This is a genomic window from Kitasatospora sp. NPDC017646 (assembly GCF_044329365.1).
Lineage (GTDB): Bacteria > Actinomycetota > Actinomycetes > Streptomycetales > Streptomycetaceae > Kitasatospora.
In genome coordinates this window covers 13,249-29,432 of the sequence record NZ_JBIRJC010000032.1, presented here as the reverse complement: position 1 = coordinate 29,432, position 16,184 = coordinate 13,249, and the positions used below count along the sequence as shown (strand labels likewise).

Below are 16,184 nucleotides of genomic sequence, written 5' to 3'. Positions count from 1 at the left end.
CGGCAAGAGCTCAGCCAGGTCTCACCGAACGCCACGTCCCGTTCGTCCGGGTCGTCCGCGGCCTGCGCCGTTCCTCCGTCTCGGCGAGCGGTCCCAGCTGCGGGTGGCCTCCCTGGAAAGGCTCACCCGCCGGAATGTGAGCCGGAGCCGCTGACCGGACACGCCCGGCCTCGTAGGGAAGTGGCGATGTCGGCGGTGAGCCGGGCGCTGAGGGCTTCGACGTTGTCGAGGGGGTAGGTGTGATTCCCGGGAAAGAGGCGCGGAGTGGCCGGTTGGCTGCTGATGTCGTTCCAGCCTGCCAAGGCCTCCGGCGAGATGACGGGGTCGTCCTCGCCTCCGTAGAGGGCGAGTTGGGTGTCCAGCGGTGGTCCCTGGTGGGGCGGGAACTGCAGGGCGAGCAGAAGGTCGGCGAGCATCGGGATCCACGTGTTGATCAGTGCCCTGGGGTCCTGGCCGGCGTGGTCGGGCAGGCGGCCGAAGAGCTTCTCGATTCCCTCCCGCCCGCCGAGCAGGACATCCGGAGCCCTGGTGGTGAAGTCGGGGTGGTGGGGGGCGGCCATCGCGGACAGGGCGAGCAGCGTGGGCGGGCGGTGCCCCTGGCGGGTGAGGCACTTGACGGTCTCGTAGGCGAGGAGCGCTCCCACGCTGTGACCGAAGACGGCGTACGGGTGGCCGTTGTCGTCCTGGCGGATGCGCTCCGCGAGTAGCCGTCCGAGGTGGTGCGGGTCGGTGTGCACCGCCGTGCCGATGGCCCGTCCGCGCCCGGGCAGTTGCAGGGCGTGCACGCTGACGGTGGCCGGCAGGTAGGAGGTGAAGGCCTGGAAGTAGGGGGCGCTCATCCCTGCGGGCGGCATGCAGTAGAGCCGCAGGAGGTGTTCGTCACCGGTAGCCGGGCTCAGGGCGACGAAGTCGGGTTGGTCGACGGCGGTGGCGCGGCGGGCGGAACCGCCCGTCGGGTCATGGGCGTTCATGCCTGTTCACTCCGCTCCGGGACGGCGACCGTCCTGGTGGGGTCGGGGGAACCCGGCTGCTGGATGCGGTGCAGGGCTCGCTTGGCGATGTCGGGGAGGTGGGCGGCACCCATCAGCTCCAGGGTGGGGATCTCGCAGCCGAGGTGTCGGCGCAGTGCCGTGGAGAGTTCGAGGAACATCAGGGAGTCGATGCCGAGCAGGTCGAGGCGGATGGTGCGGTCGAGGCGGTCCGCGGTGGTGTGCAGGACGGCGGCGGCGAGCTCGGCGACCTTGTCCTCGATCAGAACGACGGCCTCGTCGTTGCTCATCGTGGCCAGTTCGCTGTGCAAGGCGGTGAGGCCGTCGGTGCTCACGTGGTGCCGTTGGAGCAGGGCGCCGGTCCTGGGGGCCTTGAGACCGGGCAGGACGCGGCTGATGCTGTCCCAGTCGAAGCGGCCCAGCGCGACGACGGGTCCCGTTCGGGCGTCGAGGAGCCGGTCGAGGGCGGTGAGCGCGTCGGTCGCGGTGACGGGGGCCATGCCCCAGGAGGCCATCTCGCCGATGCGTCCGGTGCGGTGGACGTATCCGGCGTCCGCGATGACACCCCACTGCACGGCGAGGGCGGGGCTGCCGCATCCGTGCCGGGCCCGGATCAGCGCTTCCATCGCGGCGTTGGCGGCGACGTAGGGGGCTTGCTGGATGTTGCCGTCGAGGGCGGCTACTGAACTGTAGGCGAGAAAGAAGTCGGGACTGTGCCCTTCGGCGAGGGCGTCGAGTGCGTGGAGTCCGGCGATCTTGGGGGCGAGGACGGTTTCCAAATGGGCGTCGGTGCAGTCGGTCAGGGGAGCGTCCGCGAGGACCATGGCGGCGTGCACGACACCGCCCAAGCGCCGTTCCCGCAGGGCGGAGCGGACCGGATCGAGGGCACCGGGCCGCGTGAGGTCGGCGCGGTGCACGGTGACCTCGACGTTCGCGGCGCGGAGCTCGTCGAGCAGGTCCGCCGCACCGGGAGTCCGGGTGCCCCGGCGTCCGATGAGGTGGAGGTGGCGGGCGCCGCGTGCGGCGAGGTGGCGGGCCGTGGCGGCGCCGAATCCTGCGAGGCCACCGGTGATGACGTAGGCGGCGTCGGCGTCGAGTACGCGCGCGGGCCCGGAGACGACGACCGGTGGTGGGGAGTCGAAGCTGATGACGATCTTCCCGGTCTGCCGGGCGTGGTCCAGGAGGCCGAATGCCTCCGCGAAACGGTGTGCGGGGAAGGTGTGATGGGGCAACGGCCGCACGCGGCCGGTAATAACGGCTTCGGCCAGCTCCGTGAAGTGGCGCCGGACCACGGGCGTTCGTCGCGCCTGCAGGTCCAGTGTGTCCACTTCGAAGAACGACACGTTGCGGGCCGGCGGGGAAACGGGCAGCGGCTCCTCCCGCTCCGCGCCGCGTCGGCCGAGTTCGATGAAGCGTCCCTGCGGGGCGAGCAGCTGCAGGCTGCGCACGCGGGCCTCGCCGGGCAGGGAGTTGAGGACCACATCCACGCCGCGGCCTTCGGTCAGGTCGGCGACCTGCTCGGCGAAGTCCAGGGTGCGCGAGTCCAGCACGTGCTCGATGCCCAGCAGGCGCAGCAGGCTCCGTTTGGCGGGGGTGCCGGCCGTGGCGATGACCCGCGCGCCGGCTCGCCGGGCGAGTTGCACGGCGGCCAACCCGACGCCCCCGGCGGCGGCGTGGACCAGGACGGTGTCGTCCTCGGTCAGGGCCGCGCACTGCTGGAGGGCGTGGTGTGCGGTGAGGAACGCGGTGGGCAGGGTGGCCGCCGCGGTGAAGTCCATGGTGTCGGGCAGCGGTATGACGTGATCGCTGGAAGCCAGGACATGGGAGGCCAGGGTGGTGCGGGCCATGGCCGCGACGCGGTCGCCCGGTGCGAGACCGGTGACCCCGGGGCCGACCGCGGTGACGGTGCCCGCGCAGTCCAGGCCGAGGCCCGGGAATCCGTGGCGCCGGGTCGTGGGCAGGGACCTGCTGCCGGTTGCGGTGAGCAGGTCGTGGTGGTTCAGCGCCGCGGCCGCGGTGCGGATGAGGACCTCTCCTTCGGCCGGGTGGAGCGCGGTGGTCGCGCGCCAGGTGAGGACGGGATGGCGTCCGTAGGCGTCGACGTGCAGTGCGTAGTGGGGTCCGGGTTCGGACGTGGCCCCGGTGGCGGGCAGTGTGGTGACCCGGGTGGCGAAGCGCCCGTGCGGCGTGAGGAGCACCTCGTCGTCGACGAGCTCTTCAGGGCTGCCCGCCGCGGCTGTGCCACCGCGGAGACGGTGCGGTCCGTGGTGCAGTTCGTGCAGGAGGCGCTTGAACGTGTCGTCGTTGCCGGGCTCGGTCAGGGCGATGCGACGTACGCTCAGCGAGGGTTGTTCGTTCGCCAGGCTCCGCGCCGCGCCCCACAGGGGGGCGCCGTGGGGGGAGGGCGGCGGGGTGGGTGGCTGCGGGCTGTCGGCGTCGATTATCCAGACCCGCAGGTTCGCTTCGCCTTCGCGCGCCTGCGGGCTCCTGCTCCAGGCACGGGTGAGGTCACGCAGCGCGGCGAGCTGCCGTACACCGCGGTCGGTGTGTTGCCGCGGCCCCGTTTCACCGCCCGGTTCGGCGAGGAGGACCACGTCGCTCACCGGCCGGCGGGCCTCGGGTCCGTCTGCCGCCGCGGTCAGTTCGCGGGTCCAGGCGTCCGTGCCGCTCGTCTCCGTGACGTGGTGGACGCGGTCGTGGGGGCATGCGGCGAGCAGCGCTCGGGTCAGTCGGTGCACCAGCTCGGTGGGGGCGTCGGCGGTAGGCGTGCTCAGCAGCCAGGAGCGCTGCGTCGCGTCGTCGAGCGCCCTCGGGGCGGCGGAGGACCCCCGCACGTCCGGTGCGCCGGGAGGAGTGCGGTCCGTTGCCCGGTCGGGGACGGCGTGGGCGCCGCGCTCGGCGACGATGAGGGACACGTAGGGGCGGTCGGCGGCGGTGTCGTCGTACTGTCCGGTGGCCGTGAAGCCGCAGTCGGTGAGGAGGCCGGGCCAGCGGTCGTAGGGCACCAGTGGACCGTCGGGGCGGACGTCCTGGTCGGTCGGGAGCCAGAAGGAGTCCAGCAGGCCGAACACCGGAGCCAGGAGTTCCACGCTGTGGGTTTCCAGGGCGACCAGGTGGCCGCCGTCGGCGAGCAAGGTGGCCATGCCGCGCAGGGCGCGGGAGATGTCCCTCGTGGCGTGCAGGACGTTCGCGGCGATGACGAGGTCGTAGGCGCCTGGCTCGAAGCCTTGGGCCACGGGGTCGCTGCCTGCGTCCAGGACCCGGTGGGTGACGAAGTCGAAGGCGTGGAAGCGCTTCTCGGCGGCGGGGAAGAACGCCGGTGACACGTCGGTGAAGGTGTAGTGGACACGCTCGGACGGCAGGTGCGGCAGCAGGGCCGCGGTCGTGGCGCCGGTGCCGGCGCCGACCTCGAGGATGCGCAGCGGCCGGTCGGCGGGCCAGCCGTCGACGACGTTGCGGATCCAGCCGACGAGCGCCTGGGTGTGCGGGACGAAGAAGGTGCTGGCCTCGTAGAACCGTTGGACGAGGTTGTCGGAGTCGGAGAAGAGGATCTCCAGGGGGTCGGCCTCACCGGTGAGGACATCGGCGAGGCGGCCCCCGCACACGCCGTAGGTGAGGACGGTGACGGACTGATCGGGATGGTCCTCGAGCAGCCGGCGGAACAGTTCCCCGGCGCGCGGTGCGGCCGTGATGCCCCAGGTGTCGGGCCCGGTGGCGGTGAGCACGCCGTCGCTGACGGCCTGGGCCAGCAGGACGTCGAGAAGCCGCGCGTGCTTGGCCTCGACTCCCGCGTCGACGAGGTCGGCCAGGCCGAACGAGGAGTGCTTCGCGGCTGGGAGCAGGTGGCGCACGGCCTCGGCCGTGAAGTGGGCGCAGACTTCGAGCAGACGCGGCCGGAGCACGTCGCTGATCCGGTGCAGCCGGCCCAGCCGTCCGTCGTTCTGCCTCCTGACGAGTTCCGGCAGTGACCGAGCGGCGGGCAGCGGGCTCCGGCCGGGCTCGGGTTGGCCGGGTACGGGCGCCGCGCGCAGGACTTCGGTGAGGCGGTCCGGCTCGTCGGCGGTCGCGGTTTCGAAGCGCCGCAGCTCGCAGCCGAGCAGTTCCACGCACACATCACCCTCGTCGTCGCACACGGCGATGTCCCACAGGGCGTCAGGGCCGGGGGCGCGGGTGACGTGGCAGAAGCCGGAGGAGGGCAGGGCACGCCAGCTGCGGATGGTGGAGATGCGGGCGGGCAGGAACGGGGCGGGTCGGTCCGCGGTGAACATCAGCGGCAGACAGGTCTGCAGGGCGCCGTCCACCAGCGTGGGGTGGGCGATGACCGCGGGCTCGGGCTGGATCGGCGCGGTGAACTCGTAGCGTCCCACGGCTTCTTCCGCCCCGGTGTACAGCTGTGTGACGGTCCGGAACGCCGGCCCGTAGTCGAGACCGGCCCGATGGGCGGCCGCGTAGTGCTCGGGGGCGGGATGCTGCTCCGGCAGGCGGCGTTTCAGGGCGGCGATGTCCAGACGGGGGTGCTGTGGGCGCAGCAGACTCCGCACGCCGGCGCGGACGTGCTCGGTCCAGTCCTGTTCGCCCGTGCGGCTTCGGATGGTGAGCCTGCCGTCCTGGGCGAGGTGGGTGGCGAGGTGGACGTCGTCGCCGTCCACGGGGCTTGCCGGGTCGGCGCTCCAGTCGAGGGTCAGGGCTCGGTCGATGGACAGGCCGGTGATTTCGAGCGGCCCGTCATGTCGGCTCCGTGCGGCGGCCAGAGCCATTTCCACGAAGCCTGCGGCGGGCCAGACGACGGCGTCCGCGACCCGGTGGTCCTCGATCCAGGACAGCAGGTCGGCGTCCAGACGGTTCAGCCACGCTGCTTCCGGCCCGGCTTGGCGGGATCCGAGCAGGGGGTGGATGTCGGCGGTGTCCGCACCGGAGGCGTCCTCCTGCCACCAGGACGCGTCGCCGTTCCAGTGCCGCTCGCGCTGCCACTCCACCGTCGGCAGGTCGGCGACCGCGCCGGGACGGGGGAAGAAACGCTCCCACTCCACCTCTGCCCCGGCTGCGAGTACGCGCAGGACGGTCTGTTGCAGCGCGTCCACGGTGGCGAATGTCCGGGACAACGTGGGAACGATCACGCCGGCGGCGGGAGCGTCGGCGGTGGCACGTCGCAGGTAGGCGGTCAGCACGGGGTGGGGACCGATCTCGACCAGGACGTCGCAGGCGGCGTCCCCGGCGGTCAGTTCGGTGGCGGCCTGGTGGAAGCGGACGGGGTGGCGGATGTTGGCCCACCAGTACCCGGCGTCCAGGGCCTCCCCCGGCTCGGCGCGGCCGGTCACCGTGGAGACCATCGGAATGCGGAAGGGTTCCGTCACCAGGGATTTCAGTGCACGGGTCAACTGGTCGCGCACGGGCTCCATGGCTGCCGTGTGGAAGGCGTAGTCGAGGCGCAGGTCCCGGAAGAAGACACCGTCGGAGTCCAGTGCGGCGCCAAGGGCCGCAAGGTCCTCGCGCGAGCCCGCGAGCGTGACGTCCTGGTCGGAGTTGATCGCGGCGATCTCCACGCGGCCGTTCAGCTGAGCCTGCTCGAGCCGTTCCCTGGCGGCGCGTTCGCCCAGGCCCACTGCGGCCATGCCGCCCGAACCCGCGGTGGCGGCCTGCGCGAGGCTGCGGGCGGCGATGACGCGGCAGGCCTGGGCCCGGGTGAGGCCACCGGCACAGTAGGCGGCGGCCACCTCCCCGACGCTGTGTCCCATGACGGCGTGCGGATCGACGCCCCTGGCGGACAGGGCGGCGACCAGGCCCGCCTGGACGGCGAACAGCATCGGCTGGGCGACTTCCGTGCGGTCCCAACGGGAGGCATCGGCGCAGGCCAGCTCCTCCCGCACCTTCCAGCCGAGCAGGGGCTCGAGCTCTTCGCTGACGGCCTCGACTTCGCTGGTGAACGCATGGTCCTGGCCGAGGAGTTCGGCCCCCATGCCCGCCCACTGGGACCCGTTCCCGCAGAAGACGAAGCCGATCCGGCCTCCGCTCACCAGGCGTTCGGTAGCGGCGGCGGCTTCCTGCCCCCGTGCCGCCCGGGCCAGCACTGCGGCGGCTTGGGCGGGGCCGGTCGCGAGGAAGGCCGTACCGTGGCGGCGCCGGGTCCGTCGTCGGCACGAGGTGAAGGCCGCGTCGTACAGGGCCTCGGGCCCCTGCGAGGGGTCCGCGGCCATGGCGGCGAAGTGCTCCGCCCAGGACTCGAGGGCGGCAGTCAGCGCCTGCGGCGTATGGGCGGAGACGATGACCGGAACCGGCCGCGCCGCGGTGCCGGCGACCGGCCCGGCGGCGGCCTCGCTCAGCGCGGCGCTGTCGGCGGCGTCAGCCCGGGCTGGTACCGCCGACCGCACGGGCGGTGCGGCCAGGATGGCGTGCGCGTTGGCACCGCCGATCCCGAAGGAGTTGATGCCGACCACCACACGGCCGTTGCCGGGAACGGGGCGAGCGGTGAGGACCGGCTGCAGGCCGAGGCTGTCGAAGTCGATCTTCGGATTGGGTGGATCGGCGTGCAAAGTCCTCGGAATGGAACGGGATTTGATCACGACCAGCGACTTCAGGACTCCCGCCATCCCGGCCGCCGCTTCGAGGTGCCCGAGATTGGACTTGACCGAACCGATCGGAAGCGGTGCGTCGGCACGGTGGCTGCCGAGCACCTCCCCCAGCGCCGCGCACTCGACGGGGTCGCCTGCCAGAGTGCCGGTGCCGTGCGCCTCCACGTAGGACACGTCGCGCGGGTCGACGCCGGCGGCGGCGTACACACGGCGCAGCAGAGCGGCCTGGGTGCGTGAACTCGGCGCGGACAGCCCCATGGTGCGGCCGTCGGAGTTGAGCGCGGTGGCCAGGACCACGGCATGCACGCGGTCGCCGTCGGCGAGCGCGGCGGCCAGGGGTTTCAGGACGAGCATCACGGCGCCCTCGGAGCGTACGAAGCCGTCGGCCGCGGCTCCGAAGGGGTGGCAACGCCCCGTCGGCGACATCACTCCGGCCTGCGCATAGCCGACGAAGGGGCCCGGCGACAGCATCAGGTTCACCGCGCCCGCCAGGGCGAGCGGGCTGCGGCCCGTACGCAGGTGCTCGCACGCCTGGTGCAGCGCGGTCAGACCGGAGGAGCAGGCGGTGTCCACGGCGCTGGACGGGCCGGTCAGATCCAGTTCGTACGAGACGCGGTTGGCCGTGATCGACAGGAGTCCGCCGGTCGTGGTGTAGGGATTGCTCGAACGCAGGCGGCGCGCCTGGAGGTCGGCGTAGTCGTGGGCGGAGACACCGGTGACGACGGCGGTTTCGCTGCCGGCGAGGGCATCGATGTCGAGGGCGGCGTCGTCGAGGGCCTCGACCGCGCATTCGAGCAGCAGACGCTGCTGCGGATCGATGCGGGAGGCTTCCTTGGGAGTGATGCCGAAGTACGAGGTGTCGAATCCGGTGACTTCCGGTTCGGGCAGGAAACCGCCCGCGAGGGAGTGGAACTTGCCCGGTCGTCCCGGACGACGGGCTCGAAGGGCACTCGTATCGAAGCGGTCCGGGGGCATGGTGCCGACCAGGTCGCGTCCTTCGTGCAAGGCCTGCCCGAGCTGGTCCAGGCGGTGGATGCCGCCCGGCAGCCGCAGGCCCACCCCGATCACGGCCACCGCGTCAGCCGGCGCAGAGGCGGGGCCGGAGGCGGGAGAGCTGGACGGAGAGGATGGACGGGGTTCAGCCATGGAGTCCCTCCACGTGAGCGGCAAGGGTTCGGATCTCGGGGATGGTGGGGCGACAACGGGGCGTGCCGGATCAGCGCTCAAGCGCTGGAGGAAGTGCACCGACCGGGGCGGGAGCGTCCACTCCGGAGCTGTCGAGCTGAGGGGCTACCCGATCGGTTGCACGGGCTTGCGACCCCAGACGGAGACGGCGTGCATGCCGAGGTCCGTGAAGTCCGGTTGGTCGATCAAGGACAGTGCCGCTGCCAGCTCCTCGGCCAGGGGGGAGTCGTTCCGGGCCTGGAAGTCGCGGAGCTGGGCGAACGACAGGTGCCAGAACTCATCGGCGGGGCCGCCGTCACCGATCATCACCGGCTGCACCCCCATGCCGCCCGAGGCGAAGCCGCCACCGGTCACCAGGGCCTGCAACCGTCGGCCCAGGCGGAGATCGCTGCCCTGCGAGACCGCGAGGGTCCGCTCGGCGGCCAGCAGGCCCTGACGCATCACCGGGTGGGGTGAGGCATCGGCGGGCCCCAGGTCGAGATCCTCGACCAGGAGGAGACCGCCGGGACGCAGCCACTCGGCCATGGTGGCCAACGCCTTTGCGGGGTCGGCCAGATGGCACAGGACCATCCGGGCGTGGACCACGTCGAAGCTGCCGGCGGGAAAGCCGTCCTGGGTCACGTCGTGGCACAGGACGGTGATGCGTTCCTCGGTCGCGAGTTCCTCGAAGAAGCGGGTGTCGATATCCGTCGCGGTGACGTCACCGCTCGGGCAGAGCCGGGCCAGCATCCGGGCCACCGACCCGGCGCCTGCCCCGACTTCCAGGCAGCGGGCCGTGGCGGGCACGCCTGCCTGCGTCAAGTAGTGCTCGGTGATCGGGTCCCACAGGTCCTCCAGCGCCCGCAGCCGACGCTGCTCACCGGTCATCTGATGGCCGAAAGCCCCCGCCTCGTAGCCGGACGCGGCCTCGGATCCGGGCGGGCGCCCGGTCCTGGAAGTGAATCGGTTCAAAACGACGAGCCTTTCTGGGCTGACTGTCGAATGTCGTGGCCTCAGCCACTCGTTCCCGGCCACCACGAGGGCGGTCGCCTCCTGGCGGGCCGCGAGCTTGCCGTGTCCCGTGGTCACGGCACGGTGACTCCTGAGGTGACGGATGCCGCACTCGACCGGCTGACGAGGCCTGCGGTCCCCTCGGTGACCGTGGCGCCGCCCTTGCGCAGGAACACCGTCACCGCCCCGCATCCGGCGGAGACTGTCCGGCTCCGACTTCCGGAGGAAGACGATCGTTGTTGGCTACAACGACTTTGACACACACGATCGCTCATGTGAGCGACCGTCACAGCCTCATGACACAACGTCCAAGATCCGGCGACAATCAACACCGGGGCGTCGCGCGAGCCGAGGGCCTCGCCCGTCGCGGCACAGGTCTTCTCTTCCCGCTCGACGTGGCACCGGCTGGGACCTGCACGAGTACCGGCACTCCTCCATGACCCACCTCGGCGAGCGGGGCGCCTCCGAGCCGATGCCGCCGATCCGCTCAACACAGCGCCAGGCGGGGCGCGGTGCCGGGCCGCCTGGTGCTGTGCGTGCGGCTGCGGATCACGCGTCCCCCGGCTACGGGGCCGTCTACCACCACGTCGCGGACAAGGAGGATCTGCTCGCCACAGCCGCCGACCAGGTCATCAACGGCGTGACGGTCGGCGCCGCGGTCGCCGACGCGGGCGCGCGCTTCGACGCGGCCGGCGCGCTCGTGAACTACGTCCTCGGCGTCGCAGCGCAGAACGCCGCGAACGCACGGCTCCTCGCGGGCAGCGCCTCGGACCGGGAGGCCTTCATGGGACGAGCACGTCGTAGCCGCCGGACGGGCCCGTCATGCACTCCCCCCCGCCGCCTGCGCGTCCAGTTCGGCGACGCGGGCGAGGAGTTCGTCCCGGCTGATGGACTCGGTGCCGGTCGCCGGCACGGTGCAGGCGAAGGCCCCGGCGATCGCGCCGTAACGGGCGCACCGCGCGACCGGATCGCCGGCCAGCCAGCCGAACAGGAAGCCCGACGCGAAGGCGTCACCGGCACCGTTGGAGTCGACCACCGGGGCGAGCGGCGGGACGACGGGGACGTGGGTGATCTCCCCGTCGGACAGCAGGTACGCGCCTTCGGCGCCGGCCGTGGCGACGACCACCCGGGCGCGACCCCGTTCGACGATCCGCCGCATGGTCCGCTCCGGCTGCGCGAGGGCGGTGGTGGAGAGGAAGACGATGTCGGCCTCGTACGCGAACGGCTCGTGGTAGGCGTTGGTGCCGTCCCAGTTGTGCAGGTCGGTGGAGACGGTCACGCCGGCCTCGCGCAGCTGCGGCAGCGCGAACGCGCAGGGGTAGGTGATCGACACGTGGGCGTGGCGGCTCACCGACGCCAGCGCCCGGACGGTCTCCTCGGGCAGCCGGTCCGCCTCGTCCGAGCGGGTGTCGTCGTAGAGCGACAGGCGTCGCCCGTCGGGGCCGACCAGGTTGACGGCGCGCTTGGTGCCGCCGGGCAGCGGGACCTCGGTCAGCGCGACGCCCCGGTCGCGGTGCAGGGCCCGGACCAGGTCACCGGGGTGGTCGGCGCCGAGCATGTCCAGGTGGTGGACGCGCAGGCCCAGCGCACTCAGCCCGAGCGCGACGAAGTCGCCGGTCTGACCCGCCCGCATCTCCACCCTCGGCACCATGTAGCTGTCGGCGAAGGGCAGCGGAAGCTCGGGCACGTACACGATCGTGTCGACCCCGGCGCCTCCCAGGACGAGGACGTCTGTCTCAGTGTTCATCGGTGTTCCTCTCAGGCCCGGGACCTGGTGGCGGCAACCACGGCCCCGGCGGCTCGGCCCACTCATGCGACCCGTCGTCAACTGGCAGTTTCGAAGCGGGAGTCAATCAGGCGCGGCGAGTCATGGCAAGATTTGCAGAACCTTTCAGAAATATTTTGCAGACGCTGTGGCCCGCCGCCTTCCTGCGGTACCACGTCGCTGGCTCCCGGTCGGGAAGGTCCCGGTAGAGCTCGGCGACAACACGGGGACCCGGCCGCACGGCCAGCCAAGCGGCTGAGCCGCTCCCGGTCCGGGAGCGGCTCAGCCGGAGCGGAGGGAACGGTCAGCCGTGCGCGAGGCAGCGCTTGAGCTCGTTGAGGACATCGGGGACGCGGTCGGCGTCGGCGTGGCGCTGGTGCCTCCGTAGAGGGCCACGGCGCCCTTCGCGGCGACCGAGACGGTGGCGTTGCCACCGGCGTCCAAACCCACACGAGAGCAACCCCGTGGTCCGCGAGCGCGTCGATCGACGTGGGGAAGACCTCTGCCGACGTCGGCTTCAGCGTGACCGACACCATCTCGAGCACCGAGTCCGGCGCGTCCCGGGTTCCGGACGGGAAGTCCGGGAACCTACAGGCCTACCAGCTCTTCGACTACTGGACCTTCAGCATCTACGAGGCCGGCTCGTACATCGGCACCGGGGAAGTGAAGAAACCGGTAGGCTACTGCTACAACGCCACGCTGAACTAGGAGAGTTGAGCATATGCGGCGAACCAGTCGGCTCTTGGGGACGGTGACTCTCGTCGCTACAGCCGTCCTTGCGGCCGCGTGCACCGACGACGGGACAACTTCTCAGCAACAAAGCGGTCCCTGGTCTCTGGACGCGACGGCAGCCGCACCGGTGGACTCCGTCGTCCAGCGCAGCATCGACGCCCCGCCCGCCAAGGGCACCGCCAAGATCCTCGGCATCGCCGATGTCTCGGGCACCGGCGTCGTCCTCGCCGTCAGGAATGGCACCTGCCAGGTGGCACTCCTGCCGGACGAGCTGACCGAGCCAACCGCCCTCAGCTCCTTCGGATCTTCGCGTCCCACCGCGAGCTCCTTCGCGGACACACACGTGAACTTCCCCGGGAATGTTCTTGCCGGAACATATACCCAGGCGTCCGCCCAGCTGAGCCCCTTCCAATTCATGACCCTCGGCTGCGGCGAGAAAGCCTTGACGGTCAAGATAGAAGGGAATGGAAGTTCCGTCCAGGTGCAGAAGAAAACCGGAGACTCGCTACGTTCGTGGAAAAACGGGACAGACGTCCTTCTGGCGGTCGGAACTCCTGAAGCAATCCGCCAGGCCCCAACGCCCGGATGACCTCGGCCGGGCACAGAGGGCGCACTCCTGCGGGAGTGCGCCCTCTCGCCGTAAGAAGCAGAAACTCAGCTGCGGACGCCGGCAGACGAGGCCCCTCGCGAGTCGCTTACGAGGGCCCCTGGGCCGCCTTCCCGATTTCCCGGGGAGCGCGCTCCCGGTCCAATCGCCGGCGTCGCCTACCACAGCGGCCGAGACGCGGAAAGGGGTCCTGTTCCACACGTCAGTGCGGAACAGGACCCCTTCATCGACTCCGGTGAGCCGTCAGCCCGTCTCCAGGACGCGGTGTGCGCCGGGTCGAGCCGCCCGGCGGCGGCCGCGGCGAGCACCACCACCGGCCCGGAGAAGGACACCGCGACGCAGACCAGCCCCGCCAGCAGCGCCGGCGTCGAACGTCCCGCCGCCGCGACCGGCGTTCCCCGTCCTCGACCGCCGCCTTCTCCTGTCGGAGCATCAGCTCATCCGTCGCTCCGGCAGTCCCGAAGCCCGGCCGAAGACTCCCGAAAAAATCCTTCAACCCACCTGCAACCCCCGGCCGGGATGGGCGTCTATACGGATGAAGGCACGGAGAGCGAGACCGGCGGAGCCAGGGGCGCTTCCGCTCACGAGGAGCGGAGCCGGTCGCCTTCGTCCAACACACCGTCAGACACATGTCCCTGGGGGGTCACATCATGCGCACGTCCGTTATCAACCGTTTTGCGAAGAACGACCGCGCCTTCCCCGTCCGCCGCCGCGTCGCCGCCCTCGCCGCCACGGCTGTCCTCGCGGGCGGCGTCCAGGTCCTCGCGATGAGCGACACCGCCTGGGCCTGCGGCGCCCCGCTCAAGTCCACCGATCCGTCCGCGACCGCACCCGCCGTCCAGCACAAGGGCACGGCCGAGGTCGGGTTCTTCATGACGCCGTCGCTGGCCATCACGGCCGGCGGCCCGAAGGTAGAGATCCCGGTCGAGGCCGCCAACTTCACCGGCGCACCGTACCGTTCGGTCACGCCCGCGCTCTCCCTCTACAACGAGAAGGGCGCCCCGCTACGCAGCGACTACCTGACCGTGGAGGAGGGCGGCCCCAAGGGCTGGGAGAAGGTGCCGCTCGTCCGCGGCTGCGACCCGAACCTGTTCGCGATCGGCAAGCACGGCGAGCCCGTAGCCAACGGGCGGGCCACCCACTTCACCTTCCGGGTCGGCCTCTCCGCCGAAGCTCCGGCCGACCTCCACGAAATCCGGGTCGGCATCACGGCGAACACCGAGGACGGCGAGCACGCGCCCTGGGTCTTCAAGACCATGTCCGTGTCGTTCCCCACGCCGAAGCCCCAGCGGTCCACCGCCACCGCGAAGCCGACCACCCCGGCCAAGCCCAAGCCCGCTCCCACGAAGGCCGTCGAGCCGGCCGCCGACCGTACCCCGGCCGAGACCGCCGCCATCCCGCCCGCCACCCCGCCCGCCGCGCCGGCCACCACCGCGCCGGCCGGTAACCCCGAGCTCGCGCACACCGGTGCCGCCGAGACCAACACGTTCCTCGCCACCTCCTCCGCCGTACTGCTCGCCCTGGGCGCCGGCGTCCTGCTCGCCGTCCGCCGCCTCCGCCGTCAGCGGTAGTCGGAGGACGGGTACGACCTTCCTGTTCACCGTCTGCGCAACACCGAGTGCCTGGCCGCACAAGCCCACGGCCTTCGACTTCCACGCCGCCGAGGGCCGCTCCTGGCGCCTCACGGTCGACGGCGACGGCGCACGCGTCACCCGCATCCCCGCGCCCACGGCCGCGACCGGTGAGGACTCGGACGCCGCCGGCGCCTCCGTTTATGGCACGGCCAGTGAGTTGGTCCTCTACCCGTACGACCGTATCCAGGCTGACTCCTTGCACGTTGACGAAGACGCAGGGCCGCTCGACCTGCTCCGCGCCTGGGAGCCGGAGGAGAAGCAGGACGAAGCGGGGCGGTTGGCCGCGCCTCGAGCCGGTAGGACACGACTCTTCGCCAGGCCCGTCAGTCGCGGCACCGGGCTCGAACCCGCGAGTCGGCCTCGGGGCGTCACCAAGCCGCCGCCACCGGGCTGCGGCACGCCCTCGCCGCCGTCCGGCCGACCACCACGCCATGGCACCCGCGGGACTGCCTACGGCGGCACCTACGGTGCTACCCACGTGCGGCCAGCGCCCCCGCTCCCGGCCGGGTTCGGGCGGCCTGGACCGGGGGCGAGGGGGATGTGGTCCACCCGCAACGGCTCCGGATGGCGGATCGGACGGCCGAGGCCACGCGCTCCTCGTCGGTGAGGCCGGCGGTGATGAACTGGTCCGGGCGGTCACCGGACGGGGCGAGGACGCCGCGCACCGTAGCGGGCGCCGGCCAGGTCCAGAGCGGTGGTGACGATCCGGTGCAGCACCCTCGGAAGAGCGAGACCGGCAAGCTCAGCGGAAGTCGCCGACGTGGTCGACGGCCCACTGGGCGTACGTGTGCGTCGGCGTGCCGGTGATCTTTCCGGCGATGACGGAGGTCAGGGCCGGGACGCCGTCGGCAGCGGCCCACTGACTCACGATCGCCTCGGCCACGACCGGATGCATCGTTCTACCCACGTCCGCGCGAGCCTGCTCGTCGGAGACGTGTTCGATCCGAATGCGGCGGTCGAGGGCCTCGCCTATGTGCTCGACCTGCCGTTGGAGAGTCAGGGACTCGGCCCCGTAGACGGTGTATGCCTGGTGCGAGTGACCCGGTTCGGTCAGGGCGGTCACCGCAAGCGCCGCGATGTCCTTCTCGTGCACCGGTGCCGACTGTGCGAGCGGATAGGGAAGACGGACGACGTTGTCCGTGCGGATCGATTCGGCCCACCAGGTGCGGGTGTTGATCGCGAACGTCCCTGGCCTGACGAACGTCCAGTCCATGCCGGACCGTTGGATGGCCTGCTCGATCGTGCGGTTCAGGCGCGGGACCGGATGGTCGGCGTCGTGGTTCACGACCGACACCGACGAGAGCAGGACCACCTGCCGGATCCCCGCGGCTGTGGCCGCCGCAGCGACCTTCTCGATGTCGTAGGGCTTCTGGGGGTCGAGCATTCCGTACAGGAACATCTTGTCGGCGCCGTCGAGCGCTGCGGGCAGCGTCTCGGGACGGTCCAGGTCGGCGGCGACGGCCTCCCACCCGGACGTCGAGCCCGAGGCCGGGGTCCTGCTGACCGCTCTGACCTGCTCACCGGCGGCCAGCAGGCCATCCGCCACGTGACGAGCGACGTTACCGCGAGCGCCGAAGACAACTGCCACCATGTCGGGGGCCTCCTATTGGGTGTGGACCTGTTGGTTGTGGACGTGAATGGCCGCGCAGCGGTGATGCCGAGCGGGTGGGGTGTGAGGGTCTGTCGACCTCGGCGCGAGTGCCGTGAGCGGGG

General features: G+C 71.5%; 8 protein-coding genes. 3 read left to right on the top strand and 5 right to left on the bottom strand.

The features are described 5' to 3' along the window. Positions 1–122 precede the first annotated feature (122 nt). From ACH4J0_RS32775 to ACH4J0_RS32760, 4 genes are all read right to left on the bottom strand, one after another. Positions 123–971 carry a thioesterase II family protein gene (locus ACH4J0_RS32775; RefSeq protein ID WP_396244583.1) on the bottom strand — a complete coding sequence of 283 codons (849 nt, stop codon included), beginning with the start codon at positions 969–971 and terminating at the stop codon, positions 123–125. Further along, on the bottom strand, positions 968–8,704 hold the full coding sequence (locus tag ACH4J0_RS32770; RefSeq protein WP_396244581.1) for an SDR family NAD(P)-dependent oxidoreductase: 7,737 nt from the start codon (positions 8,702–8,704) through the stop codon (positions 968–970). Before ACH4J0_RS32770 ends, ACH4J0_RS32775 begins: the two co-directional genes overlap by 4 nt. Before the next feature lie 144 nt (positions 8,705–8,848). Next, positions 8,849–9,610, bottom strand: coding sequence for a class I SAM-dependent methyltransferase (locus ACH4J0_RS32765; protein WP_396244580.1), 762 nt, complete (start codon positions 9,608–9,610; stop codon positions 8,849–8,851). A 943-nt stretch (positions 9,611–10,553) separates the two neighbouring features. Next, the gene (locus tag ACH4J0_RS32760) at positions 10,554–11,480 is read right to left on the bottom strand and encodes an adenosine kinase (protein ID WP_396244578.1); all 927 of its coding nucleotides are present in this window, start codon (positions 11,478–11,480) and stop codon (positions 10,554–10,556) included. 540 nt (positions 11,481–12,020) lie between these two features. Here ACH4J0_RS32760 and ACH4J0_RS32755 point away from each other — a divergent pair. The 3 genes from ACH4J0_RS32755 to ACH4J0_RS32745 all read left to right on the top strand — a co-directional run bounded on the left by ACH4J0_RS32755 (position 12,021) and on the right by ACH4J0_RS32745 (position 14,408). Beyond that, entirely contained in the window at positions 12,021–12,206 is a 186-nt protein-coding gene (locus tag ACH4J0_RS32755; protein ID WP_396244577.1) for a hypothetical protein, read from the top strand. A 43-nt stretch (positions 12,207–12,249) separates the two neighbouring features. Then, on the top strand, positions 12,250–12,819 hold the full coding sequence (locus tag ACH4J0_RS32750) for a hypothetical protein (protein ID WP_396244576.1): 570 nt from the start codon (positions 12,250–12,252) through the stop codon (positions 12,817–12,819). A gap of 668 nt (positions 12,820–13,487) precedes the next feature. After that, a complete protein-coding gene (locus ACH4J0_RS32745; RefSeq protein ID WP_396244574.1) occupies positions 13,488–14,408 on the top strand; it encodes a hypothetical protein in 921 nt (306 codons plus the stop codon). A gap of 805 nt (positions 14,409–15,213) precedes the next feature. Here ACH4J0_RS32745 and ACH4J0_RS32740 read toward each other — a convergent pair. Next, entirely contained in the window at positions 15,214–16,062 is an 849-nt protein-coding gene (locus ACH4J0_RS32740; protein ID WP_396244573.1) for an NAD(P)H-binding protein, read from the bottom strand. Positions 16,063–16,184 lie beyond the last annotated feature (122 nt).

Excerpts from the sequence above, each read along its gene's own strand:
- ACH4J0_RS32760 (WP_396244578.1), bottom strand. The coding sequence starts at position 11,480 with ATGAACACTGAGACAGACGTCCTCGTCCTGGGAGGCGCCGGGGTCGAC.
- ACH4J0_RS32745 (WP_396244574.1), top strand. The coding sequence starts at position 13,488 with ATGCGCACGTCCGTTATCAACCGTTTTGCGAAGAACGACCGCGCCTTC.
- ACH4J0_RS32775 (WP_396244583.1), bottom strand. The coding sequence starts at position 971 with ATGAACGCCCATGACCCGACGGGCGGTTCCGCCCGCCGCGCCACCGCC.
- ACH4J0_RS32765 (WP_396244580.1), bottom strand. The coding sequence starts at position 9,610 with ATGACCGGTGAGCAGCGTCGGCTGCGGGCGCTGGAGGACCTGTGGGAC.
- ACH4J0_RS32770 (WP_396244581.1), bottom strand. The coding sequence starts at position 8,704 with ATGGCTGAACCCCGTCCATCCTCTCCGTCCAGCTCTCCCGCCTCCGGC.
- ACH4J0_RS32740 (WP_396244573.1), bottom strand. The coding sequence starts at position 16,062 with ATGGTGGCAGTTGTCTTCGGCGCTCGCGGTAACGTCGCTCGTCACGTG.